This is a genomic window from Lacrimispora sp. (assembly GCF_032078915.1).
GTDB lineage: Bacteria > Bacillota > Clostridia > Lachnospirales > Lachnospiraceae > Lacrimispora.
In genome coordinates this window covers 21979-44418 of the sequence record NZ_DAMAUN010000027.1, presented here as the reverse complement: position 1 = coordinate 44418, position 22440 = coordinate 21979, and the positions used below count along the sequence as shown (strand labels likewise).

Below are 22440 nucleotides of genomic sequence, written 5' to 3'. Positions count from 1 at the left end.
TATGGCGGATATTTTTATATCAAAATATTGTGACAGGGAGGTTACGTAAGTATGAACTGGAAAGAGATATATCTATCAAGACTTAAAACCATGGAAGAAGCCGTGCAGCTTATAAATTCTGGTTACCGTGTGGTAATTGGGCATGCAGTAGGGGAGCCGATGAAGCTGGTTGACACAATGGTGGATTATGCGGTAAAGGCTGACTTAAAAGACATTGAAATTTTTCAGCAGGTGGATATGGGGCACTCCCTTTATGCCCAGCCTGGTATGGAAAAGCATTTCAGGGAAAACAGCCTGTTCCTGGGAGCAAACACAAGAGACTGCGTAAACAGCGGCCGCGGGGATTTTACGCCATGTTATTTTTACCAGACTCCTTATTTTTATCAGAATGTGAAGAAGCCTGATGTGGTTCTGGTTACCTTATCCCTGCCCGATGAACATGGCTATTGCAGCTTTGGAGTATCCTGCGATTATACAAAGCCGGCAGCAGAGGCAGAAGGGGCAAAGGTGATCGCCGTAGTGAATCCCAATATGCCAAGGACCATGGGAGACAGCTTTATCCATGTGAGCGATATCGATGTGATTGTAGAGGATGATACTCAAATTCCGGAGCTTGGGCTTCCCCGCATCGGCGATGTTGAGATGGCAATCGGAGAACACATCGCATCTTTGGTAAATGACGGCGACTGCCTGCAGCTTGGAATCGGAGCCATTCCGGATGCAGTTTTAAAATTCCTTGGAAATAAGAAAAATCTGGGCATTCATTCTGAGATGATTTCAGATGGTGTGATTGACCTTTATGAGCGTGGAGTGATTAATTGCAGCGCAAAGAATTTTAACCGGGATAAAATGGTGGTGTCATTTCTTATGGGAACCCGGAAGCTCTATGATTTTGCAGACGACAATCCCGGCCTATACATGGCCCCCGTGGATTATGTCAATCATCCTACGATCATTGGAAGAAATGATAATATGGTTTCCATTAACTCATCGGTGGAAGTAAATCTCATGGGGGAAGCCTGTTCTGAGGCCATGGGTTTAAAACAGTTTTCCGGAATCGGCGGGCAGGTCGACTTTATTCGCGGAGCATCTTTTTCCAGGGGAGGAAGAGCTATATTAGCATTCCCTGCCACTGCGAAAAAAGGAACCATTTCAAAGATCGTGCCTTTCCTGACCCAGGGAGCCACGGTAACAACATCCAGAAATGATGTGGATTATATTGTAACAGAATATGGAATTGCAAAAATGAAGGGCAATACTTTAAGAGAAAGAGCACGTCAGCTGATCCGTATTGCAGCACCACAGTTTAAGGACGGATTGGCGGAGGAATTTGAAAGACGTTTTGCCGAAAAATATCAGGAGGTGTAGCTACATGGACTGGAAAAAAATCTATGCTTCAAAGGTGAAATCCCCCCAGGAGGCTGTAAAAATCATTCATTCAGGGGATACGGTGTTAATAGCTCATGCGGCAGCTGAACCGGATATGCTTGTGAGTGCAATGGTTGATCATGCGGCTGAGCAGGATTTAAAGGGCATTCATATTGTTCAGCAGCATGATATGGGAGCCTGCAGGTTTTTTGAACCTGGAATGGAGAAACATTTTCAATACACCTCCCTGTTTGTTGGCTCGCGCAGCAGAAGCTATATAGCAGGCGGAAAGGGCGATTTCACCCCCTGCTTCTTCAACCGGATACCAAATTACGTAACACAGACGAATTCTGCAGATGTATTTTTAGTAACCTTATCACCGCCCGATGAACACGGTTACTGCAGCTACGGCCTTTCCTGTGACTTTGCAAAAGAAGTGGGAGAACAGCCGGGCACCAAGGTAATCGCAGCGGTCAATCCCAATATGCCAAGGGTTATGGGAGATAATTTTATCCATGTCAGCAATTTGGAAGCCATTGTGGAAAGCAATGAGCCGATTCATGAGCATGGCCGTCCGGTAATTGGAGCAGTAGAGGAAAAGATAGGAGAAAACATCGCCGGTCTTGTGCGGGATGGAGACTGTCTCCAATTGGGAATCGGGGCCATTCCGGATGCAGTTTTAAAATTCCTTGGGGATAAGAAGGATCTGGGGATTCATTCGGAGATGATTTCTGACGGTATCATAGATCTTTATGAAAAAGGGGCAATCACCGGGAAAAAGAAAAACATTGGCAGAGGGAAAATGGTCGTAACTTTTATGATGGGTACCAGAAGGCTGTATGATTTTGTACACGACAATCCTGCTATTTGCATGATGCCGGTCAGCTATGTGAACGATCCCTTCGTCATAAGCCAGAATGATAACGTGGTATCCATAAATTCCGCATTGCAGATCGATCTCATGGGGCAGGTATGTGCGGAAGCCATTGGTCTAAAGCAATATTCGGCAGTAGGCGGACAGATGGACTTTGTAAGGGGGGCTTCTGCCTCAAAGGGAGGCCGGTCAATCATTGCCTTTGGCGCTACCACAAAGGGAGGAACCATCTCTAAGATTGTACCGTTTCTGGCAGAGGGGGCAGCGGTTACCACCAGCAGAAACGATGTGGATTATATAGTAACGGAATATGGAATTGCCCATTTAAAAGGAAAATGCTTAAGGGAACGGGCAAGGGAACTGATAAAGATTGCTGCACCGGCATTCCGGGAAGAATTATCCGGAGAATTTGAAAAGCGATTTGGGGAAGTGCTCTTGGTGTAATGTAAACAAAGGAGGGGAGATATGAACATCATTATGATTTCTAATTTGCTGGAAACGCTTATGATTGTATGCTTTGGCTTATCCTGGCCGTTTTCCATTCATAAGTCTTATGTGTCCGGAACTGCAAAAGGGAAAAGCCTTTCTTTTGAAATTTTCATCTGGCTGGGATACATATTTGGAATTGTAAGAAAATTTTTGCTGTATGGATCATTCCCCTCAGGGAATGACTGGCTGTTTTTCCTATCCTGGTTCTTTTACTTTTTGAATTTTGTTGAAATCACATTCGATATGTGGCTTTATTGCAGAAACGTAAAATTAGATAAAGAAAGAGAGCAGGGGCAGTAAGCATTACCATGTGAAAGGCCCGGAATCAAATCCCGGGCCAGGATAAAAGGCTTTTAGTTTGCCAGTGGAGATTGCTATATGAATATTTTAGGAAAGAAGTGATGGTATGACTGCTAATTTTGAGCATTATAAAGTCTTTTACTATGTAGCCAAATACAAGAATCTCACCAGAGCCGCAAATGCCTTGGTAACGAGCCAGCCATCAGTTACATATTGCATGCAGAATCTTGAGAGCATGCTGGGGTGCAAGCTGTTTATACGATCCAGAAAAGGCGTCACGTTGACAACGGAAGGAGAACATCTCTACAGCTATGTGGCTCCTGCATGCAAACAACTGATGCAGGGGGAAGAAAAGCTGAGAGAATTAATGGGAGAGCAGCATGACCATATCAATGTAGGGGTGACACAGGTGGCTATGCGGTCTTACCTGGTGGAGAAACTGAAAGTTTTCCAGGAGCAGTATCCTCAGGTGAAACTAAATATCTTCAATTATAATACGAAGCAGACTCTCAGTGAACTGAAAGCTGGAAAGATAGATCTGGCGATTATCACAACCCCCATTGACTATGAACAGAGCTTAAAGGTTGTTGAAGTCAAATCCTTTCAGAGCATTCTGGTGGGTGGAAAAATGTATAAGGAATATGGAGAGAGGAAAATGTTCCTTTCTGAGGTAGTGAAGCTTCCTCTTATCACCATGTCCAGTACCACCACCACCTTTGGCTTTCTTCAGGAGTTCTACCGTTCCTGCGGCCTTACCATGCAGCCGGCCATTGAGGTGGCTACTATGGATCTTATTATTCCGGTTATCCGAAAGAATCTTGGAATCGGGTTTGTGCCGGAGGAGTTTGCCGGACCATTCCTTGAGGCGAAGGATATTCTGGAAATAAAGCTTCATGAACAAATTCCTGAGCGTAAGATCTGCATTGTCAGTGACAGCAACAGGCCCTTAGGCGCTGTGGCCGAGGAACTGCAAAGCATGCTGGAATGCCAGAAGTAGTCTGGTTGTCGGAGGCGGAGATGGTAATTGGGATTAAGTACTGCGGGGGCTGCAATCCTGTGTATGACAGGGCAAAACGGGTGGGAAAATTAAGAGAATCAAACCCAGGGCATGAATACGTGACCCCAAAGAGAGACCAGGTCTGCGATTATTGGGTGGTGGTTTGCGGCTGCAGCAGAAGATGTGCGGAAGTGAAAAATTTAAAAGCACGTTACAAGGTGACTGTGGTATGGGATGAAGAAAGCTTCAGACAGCTGGAGCAGGAGCTTTCAAAATCAAATGGGGAAAACCCCTCCCTATCCCAGGAAAAAAGAGTGCTGTATCTTCATGAAACGGCAGCGGCAAAGAGAACCATAACGAAAGAGGATATAGAAATGTTTGCCAGGCTGACTCAGGATGAAAGCAGGCTTCACCAGGATACACAGGTCGCTTTAAAGACCGGATTTGACCGGCCGCTGGCTCATGGAATGTTCATAGATTCCCTGGTTTCCGCACTTATGGGAACAAGGATTCCCGGAAGCGGAACGGTGTACATGGAACACAATACCAGATTCATACGGCCGGTTTTCTGCGGGGATACGGTAGAAATTACCGTCCGGTTTGTTTCCTTTGAGGAACAGGAGGACTGCTACATCGGACTTTTTTTCAGTACCTGCAAAAATCAGCATGGGGAAAGAGTTCTTACGGTCAGAAGCAGGCAGATGATGAAGAAAACATTGTTTGCCGTAGCAGGAGAAAGGGAGTGAGATTTTATGACAAATTTAGAGACTTACAACCGGTTATTTATCCGGGCTTTAAGAGTAAAGGAAGAGGACCTTCCCGGTCTGAATTACAGAGGAACCCATTCCTGGGATTCACTGGGACATATGGATCTGATTTCAGATCTGGAGGAGACGTTTGATATCCATATCAGTACTTCGGATGTAATGGCTTTTTCATCCTATGAAAAAGGAAAGGAAGTTCTGGCAAAATACGGTGTTGTGATTTAAAAAAAAGGGGGAAGCCATTCATTATGGATTATGAAGGCATTCTGAACAGGAAGCCGTTTTCTACAGTAAAGGATGAGAAAAAACTGATGTACGGAGAATGGCTGACAGAACTGACGGATTATCACAGAAAGCACTGCCATTCATACGGACAATTGTTAAAACACCTTATGATCCCGGAACATAGTCAGATGGGAGAAGAAGAGATCCCTATGCTGCCGGTTGGACTTTTTAAGGATATGGACTTAATCAGCATCCCAGGAAACAAGGTATTTAAGACCATGACTTCTTCCGGAACAAAAGGGCAGACGGTTTCAAGGATTTATCTGGATAGGGATACGGCAAATTACCAACAGAGGGCGCTGGCAAACATTGGAGGAGACTTTTGGGGAGAGGAAAGACTTCCTCTTCTGGTCCTGGACAGTCCGGATGTATTAAAAAATAGAAACTTATTTTCAGCCAGAGGAGCGGGAATCCTTGGATTTTCCATCTTTTCCTCCAGAATCTGTTATGGGCTGGACCAGGATATGAATCTTGATACGGAAAGAATCCAGCAATTTCTGGACCGTTATACGGGAAAACGGATCTTGATATTTGGTTTTACCTATATAATCTGGAAGTATTTCTATCAGGCCCTTGCAAAGTCCGGACAGAAGCTGGATCTTTCGGAAGGAATCCTGATCCATGGGGGAGGATTTAAAAAGCTTGAGGATCAATCGGTTTCCACTCATGAATTTAAGGAGAGGATCAGGGAAGTGTCCAGTATAAAGGAAATCCATAATTATTATGGAATGGCAGAACAGACAGGCAGCATCTATATGGAATGTCCCAAGGGGCACCTCCATGCAAGCTTATATTCCGATATCATAACCAGACGGGGTAAGGATTTCAGTGTTTGTTCCCATGGAGAAAAAGGGATCATACAGGTACTTTCCCCTCTTGCACTTTCTTATCCCGGGCATTCCATACTTACGGAGGATGAGGGAATCATCCTGGGAGAGGATGATTGTCCCTGCGGCCGTCTGGGAAAATATTTTAATGTATTGGGGAGAATACACCAGGCTGAGATAAGGGGGTGCAGCGACACCTATGATGGATGATGTTACCTATCTGGCAGGGGTAAGCCAGCCGGAAGCTGAGCCGTTAAAACCTTTTTCCGAACCTGTTTTGGATTTTCTGGAACAGCTTTCTATTGAAATACGCAAAAGGAGAACGGAGCTTGAAACCTACCGTGAAATCCCGGCTTTTGGGTTCTGGTTAAGAAGGACCCATATGGAGGAATTTCGGATGCGGTACGAGGATAGAAAACTTCGCATAGGAAGAGGTGTGATATTTCATATTGTTTCTTCCAATGTCCCGGTGTTGTTTGCATACAGTATGGTCATCGGTTTATTGGCTGGAAACAGCTGCGTGGTACGGATCTCTTCTAAGAGCCGGGATGAGGATCACAAACTTTGTGAAATAATTGATAATCTATTGGGCCGGCCGGAATTTTCTTTTGTCAGAAATCGGATTTCTGTTTTTTCCTGTAAAAGAGACAATGAAATCATCAAAAGCTGGCTGGAGGAATGCGATGGTCTTATGGTATGGGGAGGAGATCAGGCCATACAATCGGTCAGGGGAATGAAACTAAGACCGGATGCCGTACAGGTTATGTTTCCAGACCGGTATTCCATCTGTATACTGGATACAAAACGGATTGGAACGATTCCTGATGAAGTCCTTCAAACGCTGGCATACGGATTTGTAAAGGATGCTTATGCTATGGACCAGAATGCCTGCTCCAGTCCTCAGTTTGTCATATGGAACCAGGAAGAGGAAGCGGAAAAGGCAGAACAGATCCGCACAAGATGGTGGAACGCCGTGAGGAAAGAAGCAGCCGCTTATGAGTTAAGCCCTCATAAGGCCATGAAAAAATACGAGACCTTATGCAGATATGCCATGATAACGGAGGAAATCTTAAGGACAGAGCAATACGATAACCTGCTTTATACGGTCCTGCTTTCTAAAATTCCTCCAAATCCGGAACGGTACCGTGGGACCTGCGGATTGTTTTTTGAGTATCAGGGAGATTACCGGACGGCAGTCGGGCAATTGGCAGTCAGAAAACTTCAGACGGTGACGTATTACGGAATCCGCAGGAAGGAACTGACAGATTATATTATAAATAACCATTTATATGGAATCCACAGGGTGGTGCCCATAGGGGAAGCCTTGAATATGGATCTTGTATGGGATGGGCAGGATCTGATTGAGATGCTGTCCAGGGAAATTGTCTGGGAGGAGTAATATGCGTCTGTTTCAGGAAGAAAAGACATATGGAGACCGGATGCTGGCAGCAGATGATGCCGGACAGACGGTGACATACCGGGATCTGGATTCTTTTGCAGAGGAGCTGTACCGGTATATCGGAGGGAAAAAACTGATTTTTATATTATGCCAGAATACCATTGGGTCTCTTCTTGGGTATCTGGGCTGTTTAAAAACAGGGGTGGTTCCCTTGATGCTGGAAAAACACATCAACCAGGAGCTTCTAATGCGGCTGATCCGTGAATACCACCCGGCTTTTCTATACATACCCCAGGACTGCCTTTTAAAGGCAGAGGAATGTGAGATCGTATGGAAAACACAGGGATACTGTCTGTGCCGCAGAAAGGAGAAGCTGCCGCCTTCCCTTTACGGAGAGCTTTCCCTGCTTCTTACTACATCAGGGAGTACAGGAAGTCCAAAGCTTGTGAGGCAGAGCGGAAGGAACATCGATGCCAATACAGAGTCCATATGTAAATATCTTGATATCCATGAGAAGGAACGGCCAGTTACCACACTGCCCATGAATTACACCTATGGATTATCCATCATCAACAGTCACGTAAACGTGGGGGCAGCCCTTTTGCTTACGGTCCGCAGTATGGTAGAGCAGCCGTTTTGGGATTTTGTAAAGGAGAAAAAGGCCACATCCTTTGGAGGAGTTCCCTATACCTACCAGGTTCTGAAACGGATCGGGTTTCTCCAGATGGACTTACCGGATTTACGGACCATGACACAGGCAGGAGGAAAGCTTCCCATGAACCTTCATAAGGAGTTTGCTTCCTATGCAGAAAAGACAGGAAAGCAATTTGTTGTAATGTATGGACAGACAGAGGCCACGGCTAGAATGGGGTATTTGCCCGCTGCAAAAGCAGTGGAGCGATGCGGGAGCATGGGAATTGCCATACCAGGAGGCAGGTTCTGGCTGGAGGATGATAAGGGAGAAGAAATCAAAGAACCGGATACCCAGGGAGAACTGGTATATGAAGGGGAAAATGTAGCCCTTGGATATGCCTGCTGCCCTGAGGATTTAAAAAAAGAAGATGAGTGGAAGGGCATCCTGCATACCGGTGATATGGCAAAACGTGATCAGGACGGTTATTACTACATCACCGGAAGAAAGAAACGTTTCATCAAAATGTTTGGAAACAGGGTAAATCTTGATGAGGCAGAGCGGCTGTTAAAGGAACATTTTGATGGAATTGATTTTGCCTGTGTGGGAACAGATGACAATCTGGTCATTTATACAGATCACAGGGAGGAATCTGGAGAGGAGCTGATCCTGGAACATCTTTACCAGATGACAGGGATAAATTCCAGGGCAGCAGGGATTCGCCGGGTGGATAAGATTCCTAAAAACCAGTCAGGAAAAACTCTTTATAAGGAGCTTGAATAAAGAACGTAGCTTATGACATTGTTGTATTTGATGGAAAAGGAGGTCTTATTATGGGGGAAAGGGTTGTATTGGCAGGAGCCTGCCGCACGGCTATCGGAACCATGGGAGGAGCATTAAGCACAGTTCCTCCCCAGGATATGGGAGCAGCCGTTATCAATGAGGCATTAAAACGGGCAGGAGTCAAGCCGAATCAGGTTGATTTTGTCTATATGGGATGCGTGATTCAGGCTGGCCTGGGACAGAATGTGGCTCGCCAGGCTTCATTAAAGGCAGGGATTCCTGTGGAGACTCCTGCGGTTACCATCAATGTGGTATGCGGTTCCGGGTTAAACTGTGTAAATCTGGCAGCCCAGATGATCCAGTGCAAAGAAGCGGATATTGTAGTGGCCGGAGGAACGGAAAATATGTCCATGGCCCCTTATCTTTTAAAAGATGCCCGTTTCGGATACCGCATGAATCACGGTCAGCTCATTGATGCCATGGTAAATGACGCACTATGGGATGCATCCCATGATTACCATATGGGTGTAACGGCAGAAAATGTGGCAAAGCAGTGGGGGCTTACAAGAGAGGAGCTCGACTGTTTTGCGGCATCCAGCCAGTTGAAGGCATGTGCAGCCATTGAATCCGGCCGTTTTCAGGAAGAGATTGTGCCAATGGAGATCAAAAAGAAAAAGGAAACCGTTGTCTTTGACCGGGATGAAGGTCCAAGGCCCGGAACAACGGCGGAAGGAATCTCAAAACTGCGCCCGGCCTTTCAAAAGGAGGGAGTCGTTACGGCCGCCAATTCCTCCAGCATAAACGATGGTGCGGCAGCAATTGTAGTCATGAGTGAAGAAAAGGCAAAGGAGCTGGGCGTTAAGCCCATGGCATACTGGGAAGCAGGTACCCTTGCAGGCGTAGCACCTGAGATAATGGGCGTGGGTCCGGTGGCAGCAACCAGAAAGCTTCTTCAAAAGACGAATATGACGGTGGATGAGTTTGATCTCATTGAGGCCAATGAAGCATTTGCGGCCCAGTCATTAGCTGTGGCGAAAGATTTAAAGCTTGATCTGTCAAAGGTAAATGTAAACGGCGGGGCCATTGCCCTTGGCCATCCGGTAGGAGCATCCGGATGCCGGATTCTTGTGACGCTGCTTCATGAGATGGAAAAACGGAATGCGAAAAAGGGGCTTGCCACCCTTTGCATCGGAGGCGGTATGGGCTGCGCCACCATCGTGAAAAGAGAATAAAACGGTTGACATAATAATGAAAGAAATGAGGTGCCGGTACATGGAATTTGTTACATACGAAGCGGAAGGACTGATAAGTATCATTACCATTAACCGTCCCAATGCTTTAAATGCTTTAAACAGCCAGGTTTTAGAGGAGCTTGACCAGATTCTTGACCAGATTGACACAGCTTCCGTCAGAGCATTGATTCTTACGGGAGCCGGAAATAAATCCTTTGTGGCAGGAGCGGACATTGCAGAAATGAGCACCTTCACAAAAAAGGAAGGAGAGGCCTTTGGAAAAAGGGGAAACCATATCTTCCGCCGTCTGGAAACCTTTCCCCTTCCTGTCATAGCTGCGGTAAATGGATTTGCTCTTGGCGGAGGCTGCGAACTCTGCTTAAGCTGCGACATACGGATCTGTTCTGAAAATGCCGTATTTGGACAGCCGGAAGCAGGTCTTGGCATTACCCCCGGTTTTGGAGGCACCCAGAGACTGGCAAGAATCATTGGCCCTGGAATGGCGAAACAGATGATGTTTACTGCAAGAAATATAAAGGCAGAGGAAGCTTACCGAATTGGCCTTGTCAATGCCGTATATCCTCAAGAGGACCTGCTTTCCGAGGCGAAAAAGATGGCAAAAGGAATTGCTGATAATGCTCCCATTGCGGTGAGAAATTGTAAAAAAGCCATCAATGACGGTCTTCAGGTGGATATGGATCAGGCGGTCGCCATTGAAGAACGGCTTTTCGGAGACTGCTTTGAGACCCTGGATCAAAAGGAAGGAATGGGAGCATTTCTTGAGAAACGGAAAGAGAGAACGTTTCTTATGAAGTAAGGCGAGGGGTGATTTGTCCCGACACATATAAACATAGAAGGAGGGATATGAAATGAAAGTCGGAATTATTGGTGCAGGGACCATGGGGTCAGGAATTGCCCAGGCATTTGCCCAGACAGAGGGGTATGAAGTATTTTTATGTGATATCAATGAGGCGTTTGCGGCAAATGGAAAAAAGAAAATTGCAAAGGGCCTGGAACGGAGAGCCGCAAAAGGAAAAATGACACAGGAAAGTGCTGATGCAGTTTTGTCCAAAATTCAAACAGGGGTAATCAGTATCTGCCAGGACTGTGATCTGGTGGTAGAAGCAGCCATTGAAGATATGGCAGTGAAAAAACAGACGTTTCAGGAACTCCAGGATATATGCAAAAAAGAAGCATTGTTTGTAAGCAATACGTCCTCACTCTCCATCACAGAGCTTGGGGCAGGGCTTGACCGGCCGGTTGCGGGAATGCATTTTTTTAATCCGGCGCCGGTTATGAAGCTGGTGGAGGTCATTGCAGGACTTAACACTCCTCCTGAAATGATCACAGAGATCAAGAAAATAGCCGCTGACATAGGAAAGGTTCCTGTACAGGTAGAGGAGGCCGCAGGGTTTGTGGTAAACAGGATTCTCATACCGATGATCAATGAGGGAATCGGAATTTATGCAGAAGGAGTTGCAGACCCGGAGGGCATTGACAGCGCCATGAAGCTGGGAGCCAACCATCCCATGGGACCTCTGGAACTGGGAGACTTAATCGGGCTTGACGTGGTTCTTGCCATTATGGAGGTGCTTTCTTCGGAAACAGGAGATCCCAAATACCGTCCTCATCCTTTGCTTAAGAAGATGGTACGGGGCGGAAAGCTTGGACAGAAAACCGGAAGCGGTTTCTATCAATACAAAGGATAACGGATAGGGAGGAGAAAGAGATATGGCGGTTGTGCAGCTTCCCTTTGGAAGGGAAAAAATCAGTCTGAATATTCCTGACAGCAGATTAAACGGGTTACTTATGTCGGGAGCTCACAGCTATCAGGCAGATGGTGGGGAAGAGGAGCTGGTCCGGAAAGCGATGGAACACCCCATCCACTCCCCAAGGCTGAAAGAACTGGTTAAGGGTAAGAAAAACATTGTCATGATAGCAAGCGACCATACCCGGCCGGTTCCAAGCCGGGTGATAGCACCTGCGGTCATAAAGGAAATCAAAGAAGGAAATCCCCAGACACAGCTTACAATCCTTATTGCCACCGGATTTCACAGATCCACCACCAGGGAGGAGCTCATTGATAAGTTCGGCCAGGAAATTGCCGGCCGGCCGGATATCCGCTTTGTTGTTCATGAAAGCCGAAAGGATGAGGATATGGTTTTCATAGACACCCTCCCCTCAGAGGGGAAGCTATTGATTAACCGGATAGCGGCAGAGGCAGATCTTCTAATATCAGAAGGCTTTATCGAACCGCATTTTTTTGCAGGCTTTTCCGGCGGTAGAAAAAGCGTGCTGCCGGGAGTCTCAAGCGGGGTGACGGTCATGGCAAACCATTGCTCTGAGTTTATTGACAGTCCGTATGCAAGAACCGGTATTCTGGAGGGAAATCCCATACAAAGGGATATGGTTTATGCCGCAGAACAGGCAAAGCTTGCTTTTATTGTCAATGTAGTGCTGGATGAAAATAAGAAAGTGATAAAGGCCTATGCGGGCCATTTTAACGAAGCTCATAAGGAAGGCTGTAAGTTTGTGGACCAGCTATCAGGAGTGGATGCCATTCCGGCGGATATTGTAATCACTACGAACGGCGGATATCCCCTGGACCAGAATATATACCAGTCGGTAAAAGGCATGACGGCAGCAGAGGCCACCTGCAATCCCGGGGGTGTCATCATCATGGTATCAAGCTGCAGCGACGGCCATGGAGGCCAGTCCCTTTACGATACTTTTGCAGGGGGAGAAGATAAGAATGCAATCATGAACCGGTTTCTTGATACGCCCCGGGATAAAACCGTGCCGGATCAGTGGGAGGCACAGATTCTGTGCAGAATTCTCTTGAAATATAAGGTGATCATGGTCACCCAGGCTCCCAGGGAAACGGTCCGTAACATGCAGATGGATTATGCAGACAGCGTGGAAGAGGCAATTTCCATGGCAGATCACTATCTGGGTAAGGCTGATGGGAAGATTACGGTCATTCCTGACGGGGTTTCCGTAATCGTCAGGAGCAGACCGACTTCGTAATTACCGTAAAGGAGAAATTAAGATGGAAGAAGTAACTTACAACAAAGTTACCCCGGAACTCATACAGGAATTAAAGAAAATCGTTCCGGGTAAGGTTCATGAGAAAGAAGAAATGAATGAGGATTATTTCCACGATGAGATGCCGATCTATGGAAAAGGCATTCCGGAGGTGGTAATTGATGCGACCAGTACGGAGGACATTGCTGCCATTGTGAAACTGTGCTTTTCAAACAATGTTCCGGTGATTCCAAGGGGAGCAGGAACCGGTCTAACGGGAGCGGCTGTGGCCCTTCACGGCGGAGTTTTATTTGATATGAGTAAGATGAACCAGATCCTTGATTATGACAGGGAAAACTTTGTTGTCCGTGTCCAGCCCGGCGTTCTGCTTAACGATCTTGCGGAGGATGCTAAGCGTCAGGGACTTTTATATCCGCCGGATCCAGGGGAGAAGTTTGCGACCCTGGGAGGTAATGTTTCAACAAATGCAGGGGGTATGAGGGCCGTCAAATACGGTTGTACCAGAGATTATGTAAGGGCCATGACCGTGGTGCTTCCTACGGGCGAAATCATCAGTCTGGGTGCGCCTGTTTCCAAGAGCTCTACCGGCTACAGCCTGATTCATTTAATGATCGGCTCGGAAGGAACCCTTGGGATTATCACCGAACTGACTCTTAAGGTAATTCCGGCGCCCAAAGAAACCATAAGCCTTATTGTCCCCTTTGAAAATCTTACGGACTGTATCGGGACGGTGCCTAAGATTTTCATGGCCGGCTTAAAGCCGCAGGCACTGGAGTTCATGGAGAAAGAAATTGTTCTTTCTTCGGAGCGGTATCTGGGAAAGAATGTATTTCCAAAAGAAGTTGACGGCGTTGATATCGGCGCATACTTACTCATCACCTTTGACGGTGATAAGCTGGAGCTTTTAGAAGAACTTTCGGAGCAGGCGGCAGAGGTGGTTTTGGAGGAAGGGGCCGTAGACGTCCTGGTGGCGGATACGCCGGTGAAAAAGAAGGAAGCCTGGGAAGCCAGAAGTACCTTCCTTGAAGCCATTGAGGCGGAAACAAAGCTATTGGATGAGTGCGATGTGGTAGTGCCGGTAAATCAGATACCTTCCTATCTCTCCTTTGTTAAATCACTGGAAAACCGGTATGATTTTTCCATAAATAGCTTTGGTCATGCAGGGGATGGAAACTTACACATCTATACCTGTGCCAATGAAATGGAGGAAGAGGCATTCAAACGGCAGGTAGCAGAATTTATGGATATTATATATAAAAAGGCGTCGGAATGCGGAGGACTTATTTCCGGTGAGCATGGCATTGGTTATGGTAAGATGGACTATCTGGCAGCATTTGCAGGTGAAACAAGCATGCGCTTGATGAAGGGCATCAAGGAAGTATTTGATCCAAAGATGATTTTGAATCCCGGAAAAATCTGCTATAAGCTTTAGAACATAAAATTCATTTATCCAGGAGGAGAGCAAAATGGCATATTTAATATCAGAAGAAGCGCAGGACCTATTACAGGATGTGAAAAATTTCTGCGAGAAGGAAGTAAAGGAGGCGTGTAAGGAATACGACGTATCCGGAGAATGGCCAAGGAGTATTTATGATAAGGCAATTGAGCAGGGCTATCAGGCTTTAGAGGTCCCGGAGGAATACGGAGGACCTGGATTAAGCCGTGTGGATGTGGCTGCTTTGATCGAGCAGATGGCAATTGCAGATGCAGGCTTTGCCACAACAATTTCGGCCAGCGGCCTTGCCTTAAAACCGGTGCTGATTGCAGGCTGCAAGGAACAGAAAGAACGTGTGTGTGAAATGGTTTTGGAAGGAGGTTTTGGCGCATTCTGCCTGACAGAACCAGGGGCAGGCTCCGATGCAGGAGCAGGCAAGACAACTGCTGTAAAGGATGGAGATAATTACATACTAAATGGTAGAAAGTGCTTCATCACCAACGGAGCAGTTGCCTCCTTTTATTGTGTCACTGCAATGACAGATAAAACAAAAGGGGTAAAAGGAATGTCCATGTTTCTTGTGGAAGCCGGTACTCCGGGACTTAGCACAGGGAAAGAAGAAGACAAAATGGGAATCAGGACCTCTAATACCTGTGACGTTGTGCTGGAGGATTTAAGGATACCGGCTTCCAACTTGATCGGTGAGGAAGGAAAGGGATTTTCCATTGCAATGAAGACACTGGATCAGGCCCGTACCTGGATGGGTTGTATTGCGGCAGGAATTGCACAAAGAGGCATTGATGAGGCTGTTGGGTATGGGAAAGAACGAATCCAGTTCGGGAAACCTGTCATCAAAAACCAGGCGATGCAGTTTAAAGTTGCCGATATGCAGATCAAGACGGAGACTGCCCGTCAGATGGTAGCCCATGCACTGACCAGGATGGATATGGGACTTTCCTATACCATGGAATCTGCCATTGCCAAGTGCTATGCCTCAGACATTGCCATGGAGGTAGCTTCAGAAGCCATCCAGATGTTTGGAGGTTATGGATACAGCCGGGAATATCCGGTTGAAAAGCTGTTAAGAGACGCGAAGATATTCCAGATCTTTGAGGGAACCAATGAAATCCAGAGAATTGTTATTGCTGGCAATATCATTGGGAAATAAAGAAGGAGCGTGCCAATCATGGAAATATTAGTTTGTATCAAGCAGGTACCCGATGACTCCGTGGAAATCTCCCTGGATCCGGCTGCAAAATTACCGGATTTGGAGGGAGTGACGCCGGTGGTGAACGCCTTCGACACCTATGCCCTTGAAATGGCTGCCAGGTTAAAGGAAACTTTGGGCGGTGAAATCACAGTAGTTTCTATTGGTAATGAAGATGTAAAAAATTCTCTGAAAAACTGTCTCGCCGTGGGCGCAGACGGTGCATATCTGGTAAAGCATGAAAATGCAGAGTCTCTTGATCCCTTAAATATCGCAAGGATCTTAAGGAAAGCAGCCCATGAAATAGAAGAAAATTCAAGTAAAAAGTTTGATCTTATTTTCTGCGGAAAGGAATCCACGGACTATGCCTCCAGCCAGGTTGGACTTCTTTTGGCGAAAGAGCTTTCCCTGCCGGCAGCAACCAATGTGATCCAGGTAGAGCCTGGGGATGGCATTATAAAAATAAAGCAGGAAACAGAGGAAGGCTATCGGATTTTGGAAGCCCCTGCTCCCTGTGTTGTTACGGTTCAAAAGCCTAATTACGATCCCAGGTATCCCACCATTAAAAGTAAGATGGCTGCCAGAAAAAAGGAGATTAAGGAATTAACACCTTCTGAGGAGGAAGACAGCATGCTGGAGGTTCTCCGGGTGTTCGAACCGGCAAAGCGGGCAGCAGGCATTAAAATAAAGGCGGATAGCCCGCAGGAGGCAGTTGCACAGGCGATGGCAGTCATGACAGAGGCCAGGATCTTTTAGGAGGTGAAAGAAATGAGTTTTTCAGATGGAAAAAATATTATGGTTTATGTTGAGACCGTTTCCGATATTCCTGTGGGCGGTGCGCTGGAGGTGCTTACAAAAGCCCATAAGCTGGCAGAAGCCAGGGGAGAAGAGGTAATTGCTGTTTTAATCGGCAGAGATCTGGTGGATGCGGCCCGTACTGCCATTATGGCAGGAGCAGACAAAGCGGTCATTGTAAAAAAAGAGAGTTATCAGATGGAGGAATACGGAACAGTCCTTACAAAACTGGCAGAGAAATTTAAGCCTTTCCTGATTCTTTCAGCAGGAACCCTTGTGGGAAAAGATCTTCTTTCCCTGGTTGCAGGAACATTTCATACAGGCTATACTGTGGATGTAATGGATATATCAGACAGAGATGAGCGTCTTATCTTTACCTGCCCGGTTTACGGGGGGACGATTCTCAATGATCTTGTCATAAAGGGCACACCGGCAGTTGCAGCCGTCAGACCAGGGGCCTTTGTAAAGGAACTTCTGGCGGAAAGAACCGGTAAAATCATGGAAGAGAAGGTGGAATCAGAAGAAGCTGTTCACACAAGGATCGTTGATGTGGTAAAAGAAATGGCAGAGGCGGTAAACCTTGAGGAAGCGGAGGTTATTGTATCCGGCGGCCGTGGGATGGGAAGCAAGGAGAATTTTAAGCTGGTGGAGAAGCTTGCGTCAGCCTGTCATGGTGTTGTGGGGGCGACAAGACCGGCCATTGAGGCAGAATGGGTACCTCGTTCCCATCAGGTGGGACAGTCAGGGAAAATTGTGGCGCCAAAACTATATATTGCCTGCGGGATATCAGGAGCGACCCAGCACGTATCCGGTATGGTTGGTTCAGGATATATTGTGGCAGTCAATAAAGATGAGGATGCTCCTATTTTTGATATTGCGGATGTGGGGATTGTAGGTGATGCAGTCAAGGTGATTCCTCTCCTGATAGAGGAGATCAAAAAGACTCGGTCACTGTAGGGAGAACCATGAAAGTTGTATGGGGGCGTTTATGAATATGATTATCTTTCTTTTGGCATTGGCACCTATTCTATGGCTTATGATTGCTTTGAGCCTGTTGAAGCTTCCGGCATTTAAAGCCTGTCCCATTGCACTGGCAATTGCCATTGTACTATCTATGACCTTCTTTAAAATGCCGGCAGTAAATTGTCTGACCGGAGGCTTAGAGGGAATCGCTCTTGCGCTTTGGCCCATTAGCCTCGTGATTCTGGCAGCCATTTTTACCTATAATCTTTGCATTGCAACCGGAAGCATGGACTGCATCAAACAAATTCTGGCCGGAGTATCCGGGGATAAACGGATTCTGCTCCTGATCATCGGCTGGTGCTTTGGAGGCTTTATGGAAGGTATGGCAGGCTTTGGAACTGCAATTGCAATTCCGGCCAGTATGCTGTGCGGTATGGGCTTTCCTCCGATTGCGGTAACGGCAGCGTGTCTGGTTGCCAATGCATCTCCTACGGCATTTGGTTCGGTAGGAATTCCTACGGTCACCGCAGCCCAGATCGCAGAACTTCCAAGCGGGGAAGTGGCCTTTGCAGCAGCCCTTCAATTGACTCCGTTTCTATTGATCACACCCTTTCTTATGGTGTGCATCATCGGAAAATCAGTAAAGGCCTTAAAAGGAGTCTGGCCGGTTGCCCTTATTTCAGGAATATCTTTTGCGGTACCGGAGCTTTTGGCCGCAGCTTTTCTTGGGGCAGAGCTTCCGGTGATCATCGGTTCCATTTGTTCCATGGCAATTACCATAGGTGTTGTGAAGAAATGGTTTAAAAACCCGGATCCAGACTATGGGACTTATGACAATAAATCCTGTGGGAAAAATAAAATAACGGGCAGGGAAGCAGCAAAAGCCTGGATGCCCTTCCTATTGATTTTTGTATTTTTACTCCTTACTTCCCCAATGGTTCCCCCTGTAAATCAGATGTTTTCCGCTGTTAAAACATCAGTTTCCATTTACACAGGGGAGGGAGCAAAGCCATATACGTTTGTCTGGCTGGAAACACCGGGGGTTTTGATTGCAGCAGCGGCAGTGATCGGCGGTAAGATACAGGGAGCGGATTTCAGGCTTATTGGGAAGGTATTTATCAGTACCATGAAACAGATGTGGAAAACCATCCTGACCATTGTTACCATTATGGCCATGTCAAAAATTATGGGATACAGCGGAATGATTGCCGCCATTGCAGGCACGATGCTGGCACTGACAGGAAGTTTCTATCCTTTTACAGCTCCTCTTGTGGGTGCGCTTGGGGCATTTGTAACAGGAAGCGGGACTTCTTCCAGTGTTCTGTTTGGCAGCCTGCAGGCTCAGACGGCTGCAAACCTGGGCGTCAGTCCGGTCTGGCTGGTTGCGTCAAGTACCGTAGGCGCCACCATCGGTAAAATCATATCCCCTCAGAGCATAGCCATTGGCGCTGCGGCAGCCAATTTGCTGGGCAATGAGAGCAAGGTATTAAATCAGGCAGTAAAATACAGCGCTGCTTTCATTATAATTGCCGGCTGTATCGCGTATTTTGGAAGTAGGGTTTATTAGGAAAGGAAGAAAAAGAATGAAGATCCTTGTTTGCATCAAACAGGTACCTGACAGCAATAAAGTTGAGGTGGATCCTGTTACAGGCGTGTTAAAAAGAGACGGAGCGGCTTCAAAGATGAATCCCTATGACTTGTATGCCATTGAAACTGCTCTACGGATCAAAGAGAAAACGGGAGGTATTGTTGACGTTATTTCCATGGGACCTCCTCAGGCCATGCAGGTCATTAAAGAAGCGTTTTCCATGGGAGCAGACCATGGAACGCTTTTGTCAGACAGACGTTTTGGAGGGGCCGATGTCCTTGCGACCAGCTATACCCTGGCACAGGGAATTAAGGCAATGGGAGAGTATGACTTAATTCTTTGCGGCAAGCAGACCACAGACGGGGACACCGCGCAGGTAGGCCCGGAAATATCGGAATGGTTAAATCTTCCAAGCGTATCCAATGTTGTGAGGATCCGGAAGTTAGAAGAAGATGGAATTACGGTAGATATGGATCTTCCCGATGAGGTAGAGGTAGCTAAAGTAAAATTCCCATGCCTTTTAGCAGTGGATAAAGATATCTTTCAGCCAAGACTCCCGTCATATGTAAAAAAATCAGAGACAAAGGACAGACAGATTCAGGTCCTTACCCTTGATGATATGAAGGATAAGGACGAAATGAATTACGGTCTTAACGGATCGCCCACTCAGGTACAAAAGATCTTCCCTCCGGAAACAAACGATAAAAAGGAAGTGTGGGATGAGTCGGGAGATGTGCTTGCGAAAAAGCTGTTTGAAAAGATTGAAGAGCTGAAATTTGTTTAGGAGGTGAAGAAATGGCAAGATTAATCATACATCAGGAGAGAATTCCTGATCATCAGGAATTGATAAAGATCTGCCCCTTTGGAGCTTTGGAGGAGCAGGAGGGAAAAGTTATCGTAAATGCTGCCTGCAAGATGTGCCGCCTTTGTGTAAAAAAGGGTCCTGAGGGCGCAGTAGAGTATGTGGAGGACGTAAAAAGAACCGGGATCAACAAAGATGAATGGAAGGGAATTGCTGTTTATGCAGACCATGTAGATGGCGCCGTTCATCCGGTCACCTTTGAACTGATTGGAAAGGCAAAGGAAATGGCAGCAGTCACCGGGCAGGAGGTATACGTTCTGTTCATGGGAAAAGATATCCGTGAAAAAAGTGAAGAGATCCTCCATTACGGAGCTGATAAAGTCTACCTCTATGATAAGGATGAGCTGGATCGTTTCAAAATAGAGCCCTATACAGCAGTCTTTGAAGATTTCATCAAAAAGGTCAAGCCCTCATCCATTCTGGTAGGAGCAACCACCGTAGGACGTCAGCTTGCGCCAAGAGTGGCTGCCAGAATGAAAACCGGCCTGACTGCGGACTGTACCATTTTAGAAATGAATGAAAATACGGATTTATCCCAGATCCGGCCAGCCTTTGGCGGCAACATTATGGCTCATATCAAGACCCCGAACCATCGTCCTCAGATTGCTACCGTTCGGTATAAGATCATGAATGCCCCTGCCCGCTCGGAAGTAAAATCGGGAGAAATCGTGAATTGTGATATAGATAAGGGAAAGCTTGTCTGTCACATGGATGTCATTGATATTCTGCCAAAGGAGAAGGAGACCTTCATTGAGAATTCTGAAGTTCTGGTAGTTGCCGGAAGAGGAGTGAAAAAAGAAGAGGATTTAAACATGCTCCGGGAGCTGGCAGATCTTATGGGAGGCCAGGTGGCATGCACCAGACCAATGGCAGAATCCGGCTGGCTGGATGCAAAATATCAGATTGGATTAAGCGGACGTACTGTCAGGCCGAAGCTGATCATCACCTGTGGAGTTTCCGGTGCCATTCAGTTTGTGGCCGGCATGAACCATTCAGATACCATATTTGCAATCAACAGCGACCCCAAGGCGCCGATCTTCAAATCAGCTCACTATTGTCTGGTAGGCGATCTCTATGAAATTCTCCCGAAACTGATAACAAGGGTAAAAGAGAAGAAAGGAGTATAATCATGGGATATAAGAAACTGGATAAAGATGATATCGCTTACATAAAAAGTATCATTCTGGACGAGGAGCGTATACTGACCGGTGATTTTATTAATGAAGAGTACAGCCATGATGAATTAAGCGGTACCAGCAGCTATCCTGACATTGTAGTGAAAGCAAAATCAGCAGAAGAGATATCTAAAATTATGAAGTATGCCTATGAAAATGTCATCCCCGTGACTCCAAGAGGTGCCGGAACCGGCCTGGTAGGATCATCCGTAGCCATGGAACACGGGATCATGATAGATACCACGCTGATGAATCAGGTCCTTGAACTGGATGAAGATAATCTGACAATTACGGTGGAGCCAGGTGTTCTGCTGATGGAGCTTTCTGCTTACGTGGAAGATCATGATCTGTTCTACCCGCCGGATCCAGGCGAAAAATCTGCTACCATTGGGGGTAACATCAGCACCAATGCAGGCGGCATGCGCGCCGTGAAATATGGAGTGACACGTGACTATGTAAGGGGTCTGGAAGTTGTCCTTCCAAGCGGTGAGATTACGGAATTCGGAGGGAAGGTCGTAAAAAACAGCTCCGGGTATGCCCTTAAGGATTTAATGGTCGGAGCTGAGGGAACTCTTGGTTTTATTACAAAGGCCACGTTAAAGCTGATTCCCCGCCCCAAGATGGTGATCAGCCTGCTGATTCCCTTCCCTACCCTGGATCATGCAATCAATACGGTTCCTTTAATTGTCAAATCAAAGACCATTCCCACAGCCATTGAATTCATGCAGCGGGAAGTTATTATTGATGCAGAGCAGTATTTAGGAAAGGCATTTCCGGATAAGCAGTCAGACGCTTATCTGCTCTTAAAATTTGATGGAAATTCGGTGGAAGAAATTGAAAAGGCATATGACAGCGTTGCAAAGCTCTGCCTGGAACAGGGTGCCTTAGATGTTCTGATTTCTGATACGGAGGAACGAGAAGAATCCATCTGGAAGGCCCGGGGAGCATTCCTGGAAGCCATCAAAGGTTCTACTACCTACATGGATGAGGTTGATATGGTCGTTCCAAGAAGCTCAGTCAATGAAATGGTCACCTATCTGCATAGCCTGCAAAAAGAGTGTGAGTTAAGGATCAAGAGCTTCGGACATGCGGGAGACGGGAACCTCCATGCCTATATGCTGAAAGATGATTTAAGCGACGAGGAATGGGAAAAACGTATGAGCAAAGCTATGGAGAAGGTTTATGAAAAGGCCAGGAAGCTGGGAGGCCAGGTGTCCGGAGAACATGGCATTGGGTTTGCTAAGAAGCCTTATCTTAGGGAATCTCTCCCGGAGGTGAATTTAATTCTGATGAACGGAATTAAAAAGGTGTTTGACCCTAATAATATTTTAAATCCTCACAAGATTGCCCAGATGTAACGGAATGAAATAAAGGAGCCTGAACCTTATGGATCAATAAAAATCCATAAGGTTCAGGCTCCT

Annotated in this window: 21 protein-coding genes; all 21 read left to right on the top strand. The window is 46.5% G+C overall.

Annotation, left to right across the window (positions count from 1 at the left end; translation table 11 throughout):
* Window positions 1–51: 51 nt before the first annotated feature.
* The 21 genes from RT269_RS12630 to RT269_RS12530 all read left to right on the top strand — a co-directional run bounded on the left by RT269_RS12630 (window position 52) and on the right by RT269_RS12530 (window position 22377).
* Complete coding sequence (locus RT269_RS12630) at window positions 52–1368, top strand: acetyl-CoA hydrolase/transferase family protein (protein ID WP_313183076.1); 1317 nt, start codon at window positions 52–54, stop codon at window positions 1366–1368.
* A 4-nt stretch (window positions 1369–1372) separates the two neighbouring features.
* Window positions 1373–2686 carry an acetyl-CoA hydrolase/transferase family protein gene (locus RT269_RS12625; RefSeq protein WP_313183075.1) on the top strand — a complete coding sequence of 438 codons (1314 nt, stop codon included), beginning with the start codon at window positions 1373–1375 and terminating at the stop codon, window positions 2684–2686.
* Window positions 2687–2707: 21 nt separating this feature from the next.
* Window positions 2708–3031, top strand: coding sequence for a hypothetical protein (locus RT269_RS12620; RefSeq protein WP_313183074.1), 324 nt, complete (start codon window positions 2708–2710; stop codon window positions 3029–3031).
* 106 nt (window positions 3032–3137) lie between these two features.
* A complete protein-coding gene (locus RT269_RS12615; protein ID WP_313183072.1) occupies window positions 3138–4028 on the top strand; it encodes a LysR family transcriptional regulator in 891 nt (296 codons plus the stop codon).
* A 20-nt stretch (window positions 4029–4048) separates the two neighbouring features.
* Complete coding sequence (locus RT269_RS12610) at window positions 4049–4774, top strand: MaoC family dehydratase (RefSeq protein ID WP_313183071.1); 726 nt, start codon at window positions 4049–4051, stop codon at window positions 4772–4774.
* Window positions 4775–4780: 6 nt separating this feature from the next.
* A complete protein-coding gene (locus RT269_RS12605) occupies window positions 4781–5017 on the top strand; it encodes an acyl carrier protein (protein WP_312446501.1) in 237 nt (78 codons plus the stop codon).
* Between the two features lie 23 nt (window positions 5018–5040).
* Complete coding sequence (locus RT269_RS12600) at window positions 5041–6114, top strand: LuxE/PaaK family acyltransferase (protein ID WP_313183070.1); 1074 nt, start codon at window positions 5041–5043, stop codon at window positions 6112–6114.
* Window positions 6104–7303, top strand: coding sequence for an acyl-CoA reductase (locus RT269_RS12595; RefSeq protein ID WP_313183069.1), 1200 nt, complete (start codon window positions 6104–6106; stop codon window positions 7301–7303). Before RT269_RS12600 ends, RT269_RS12595 begins: the two co-directional genes overlap by 11 nt.
* A 1-nt stretch (window position 7304) precedes the next feature.
* Window positions 7305–8717 carry an AMP-binding protein gene (locus RT269_RS12590; protein WP_313183067.1) on the top strand — a complete coding sequence of 471 codons (1413 nt, stop codon included), beginning with the start codon at window positions 7305–7307 and terminating at the stop codon, window positions 8715–8717.
* Window positions 8718–8767: 50 nt separating this feature from the next.
* Complete coding sequence (locus RT269_RS12585; protein ID WP_313183065.1) at window positions 8768–9949, top strand: acetyl-CoA C-acetyltransferase; 1182 nt, start codon at window positions 8768–8770, stop codon at window positions 9947–9949.
* Window positions 9950–9989: 40 nt separating this feature from the next.
* Window positions 9990–10766 carry an enoyl-CoA hydratase-related protein gene (locus RT269_RS12580; RefSeq protein ID WP_313183064.1) on the top strand — a complete coding sequence of 259 codons (777 nt, stop codon included), beginning with the start codon at window positions 9990–9992 and terminating at the stop codon, window positions 10764–10766.
* Between the two features lie 52 nt (window positions 10767–10818).
* Window positions 10819–11658 (top strand): 3-hydroxyacyl-CoA dehydrogenase family protein, encoded by an 840-nt coding sequence (locus RT269_RS12575; protein WP_313183062.1) that lies wholly within the window; start codon window positions 10819–10821, stop codon window positions 11656–11658.
* Window positions 11659–11680: 22 nt separating this feature from the next.
* Window positions 11681–12976, top strand: coding sequence for a nickel-dependent lactate racemase (gene larA, locus RT269_RS12570; RefSeq protein WP_313183060.1), 1296 nt, complete (start codon window positions 11681–11683; stop codon window positions 12974–12976).
* Between the two features lie 22 nt (window positions 12977–12998).
* Complete coding sequence (locus tag RT269_RS12565) at window positions 12999–14426, top strand: FAD-binding oxidoreductase (protein WP_313183058.1); 1428 nt, start codon at window positions 12999–13001, stop codon at window positions 14424–14426.
* A 34-nt stretch (window positions 14427–14460) separates the two neighbouring features.
* Window positions 14461–15597 carry an acyl-CoA dehydrogenase family protein gene (locus RT269_RS12560; protein WP_313183056.1) on the top strand — a complete coding sequence of 379 codons (1137 nt, stop codon included), beginning with the start codon at window positions 14461–14463 and terminating at the stop codon, window positions 15595–15597.
* Between the two features lie 18 nt (window positions 15598–15615).
* On the top strand, window positions 15616–16392 hold the full coding sequence (locus RT269_RS12555) for an electron transfer flavoprotein subunit beta/FixA family protein (RefSeq protein WP_313155228.1): 777 nt from the start codon (window positions 15616–15618) through the stop codon (window positions 16390–16392).
* Window positions 16393–16404: 12 nt separating this feature from the next.
* Window positions 16405–17388, top strand: a complete 984-nt coding sequence (locus RT269_RS12550) for an electron transfer flavoprotein subunit alpha/FixB family protein (RefSeq protein WP_313183054.1) — start codon at window positions 16405–16407, stop codon at window positions 17386–17388.
* A gap of 31 nt (window positions 17389–17419) precedes the next feature.
* Window positions 17420–18961, top strand: a complete 1542-nt coding sequence (locus RT269_RS12545; RefSeq protein WP_313183053.1) for an L-lactate permease — start codon at window positions 17420–17422, stop codon at window positions 18959–18961.
* A gap of 16 nt (window positions 18962–18977) precedes the next feature.
* Window positions 18978–19766 (top strand): electron transfer flavoprotein subunit beta/FixA family protein, encoded by a 789-nt coding sequence (locus tag RT269_RS12540; RefSeq protein WP_313155222.1) that lies wholly within the window; start codon window positions 18978–18980, stop codon window positions 19764–19766.
* Between the two features lie 11 nt (window positions 19767–19777).
* The gene (locus RT269_RS12535; RefSeq protein ID WP_313183052.1) at window positions 19778–20971 is read left to right on the top strand and encodes an electron transfer flavoprotein subunit alpha; all 1194 of its coding nucleotides are present in this window, start codon (window positions 19778–19780) and stop codon (window positions 20969–20971) included.
* Window positions 20972–20973: 2 nt separating this feature from the next.
* Complete coding sequence (locus RT269_RS12530) at window positions 20974–22377, top strand: FAD-binding oxidoreductase (RefSeq protein ID WP_313183050.1); 1404 nt, start codon at window positions 20974–20976, stop codon at window positions 22375–22377.
* Window positions 22378–22440: the final 63 nt, after the last annotated feature.

Excerpts from the sequence above, each read along its gene's own strand:
- RT269_RS12585 (WP_313183065.1), top strand. The coding sequence starts at position 8,768 with ATGGGGGAAAGGGTTGTATTGGCAGGAGCCTGCCGCACGGCTATCGGA.
- RT269_RS12620 (WP_313183074.1), top strand. The coding sequence starts at position 2,708 with ATGAACATCATTATGATTTCTAATTTGCTGGAAACGCTTATGATTGTA.
- RT269_RS12535 (WP_313183052.1), top strand. The coding sequence starts at position 19,778 with ATGGCAAGATTAATCATACATCAGGAGAGAATTCCTGATCATCAGGAA.
- RT269_RS12560 (WP_313183056.1), top strand. The coding sequence starts at position 14,461 with ATGGCATATTTAATATCAGAAGAAGCGCAGGACCTATTACAGGATGTG.
- RT269_RS12605 (WP_312446501.1), top strand. The coding sequence starts at position 4,781 with ATGACAAATTTAGAGACTTACAACCGGTTATTTATCCGGGCTTTAAGA.
- RT269_RS12615 (WP_313183072.1), top strand. The coding sequence starts at position 3,138 with ATGACTGCTAATTTTGAGCATTATAAAGTCTTTTACTATGTAGCCAAA.
- RT269_RS12550 (WP_313183054.1), top strand. The coding sequence starts at position 16,405 with ATGAGTTTTTCAGATGGAAAAAATATTATGGTTTATGTTGAGACCGTT.
- RT269_RS12580 (WP_313183064.1), top strand. The coding sequence starts at position 9,990 with ATGGAATTTGTTACATACGAAGCGGAAGGACTGATAAGTATCATTACC.
- RT269_RS12545 (WP_313183053.1), top strand. The coding sequence starts at position 17,420 with ATGAATATGATTATCTTTCTTTTGGCATTGGCACCTATTCTATGGCTT.
- RT269_RS12625 (WP_313183075.1), top strand. The coding sequence starts at position 1,373 with ATGGACTGGAAAAAAATCTATGCTTCAAAGGTGAAATCCCCCCAGGAG.
- RT269_RS12610 (WP_313183071.1), top strand. The coding sequence starts at position 4,049 with ATGGTAATTGGGATTAAGTACTGCGGGGGCTGCAATCCTGTGTATGAC.
- RT269_RS12555 (WP_313155228.1), top strand. The coding sequence starts at position 15,616 with ATGGAAATATTAGTTTGTATCAAGCAGGTACCCGATGACTCCGTGGAA.
- RT269_RS12565 (WP_313183058.1), top strand. The coding sequence starts at position 12,999 with ATGGAAGAAGTAACTTACAACAAAGTTACCCCGGAACTCATACAGGAA.
- RT269_RS12575 (WP_313183062.1), top strand. The coding sequence starts at position 10,819 with ATGAAAGTCGGAATTATTGGTGCAGGGACCATGGGGTCAGGAATTGCC.
- RT269_RS12530 (WP_313183050.1), top strand. The coding sequence starts at position 20,974 with ATGGGATATAAGAAACTGGATAAAGATGATATCGCTTACATAAAAAGT.
- RT269_RS12600 (WP_313183070.1), top strand. The coding sequence starts at position 5,041 with ATGGATTATGAAGGCATTCTGAACAGGAAGCCGTTTTCTACAGTAAAG.
- larA (WP_313183060.1), top strand. The coding sequence starts at position 11,681 with ATGGCGGTTGTGCAGCTTCCCTTTGGAAGGGAAAAAATCAGTCTGAAT.
- RT269_RS12540 (WP_313155222.1), top strand. The coding sequence starts at position 18,978 with ATGAAGATCCTTGTTTGCATCAAACAGGTACCTGACAGCAATAAAGTT.
- RT269_RS12590 (WP_313183067.1), top strand. The coding sequence starts at position 7,305 with ATGCGTCTGTTTCAGGAAGAAAAGACATATGGAGACCGGATGCTGGCA.
- RT269_RS12595 (WP_313183069.1), top strand. The coding sequence starts at position 6,104 with ATGATGGATGATGTTACCTATCTGGCAGGGGTAAGCCAGCCGGAAGCT.
- RT269_RS12630 (WP_313183076.1), top strand. The coding sequence starts at position 52 with ATGAACTGGAAAGAGATATATCTATCAAGACTTAAAACCATGGAAGAA.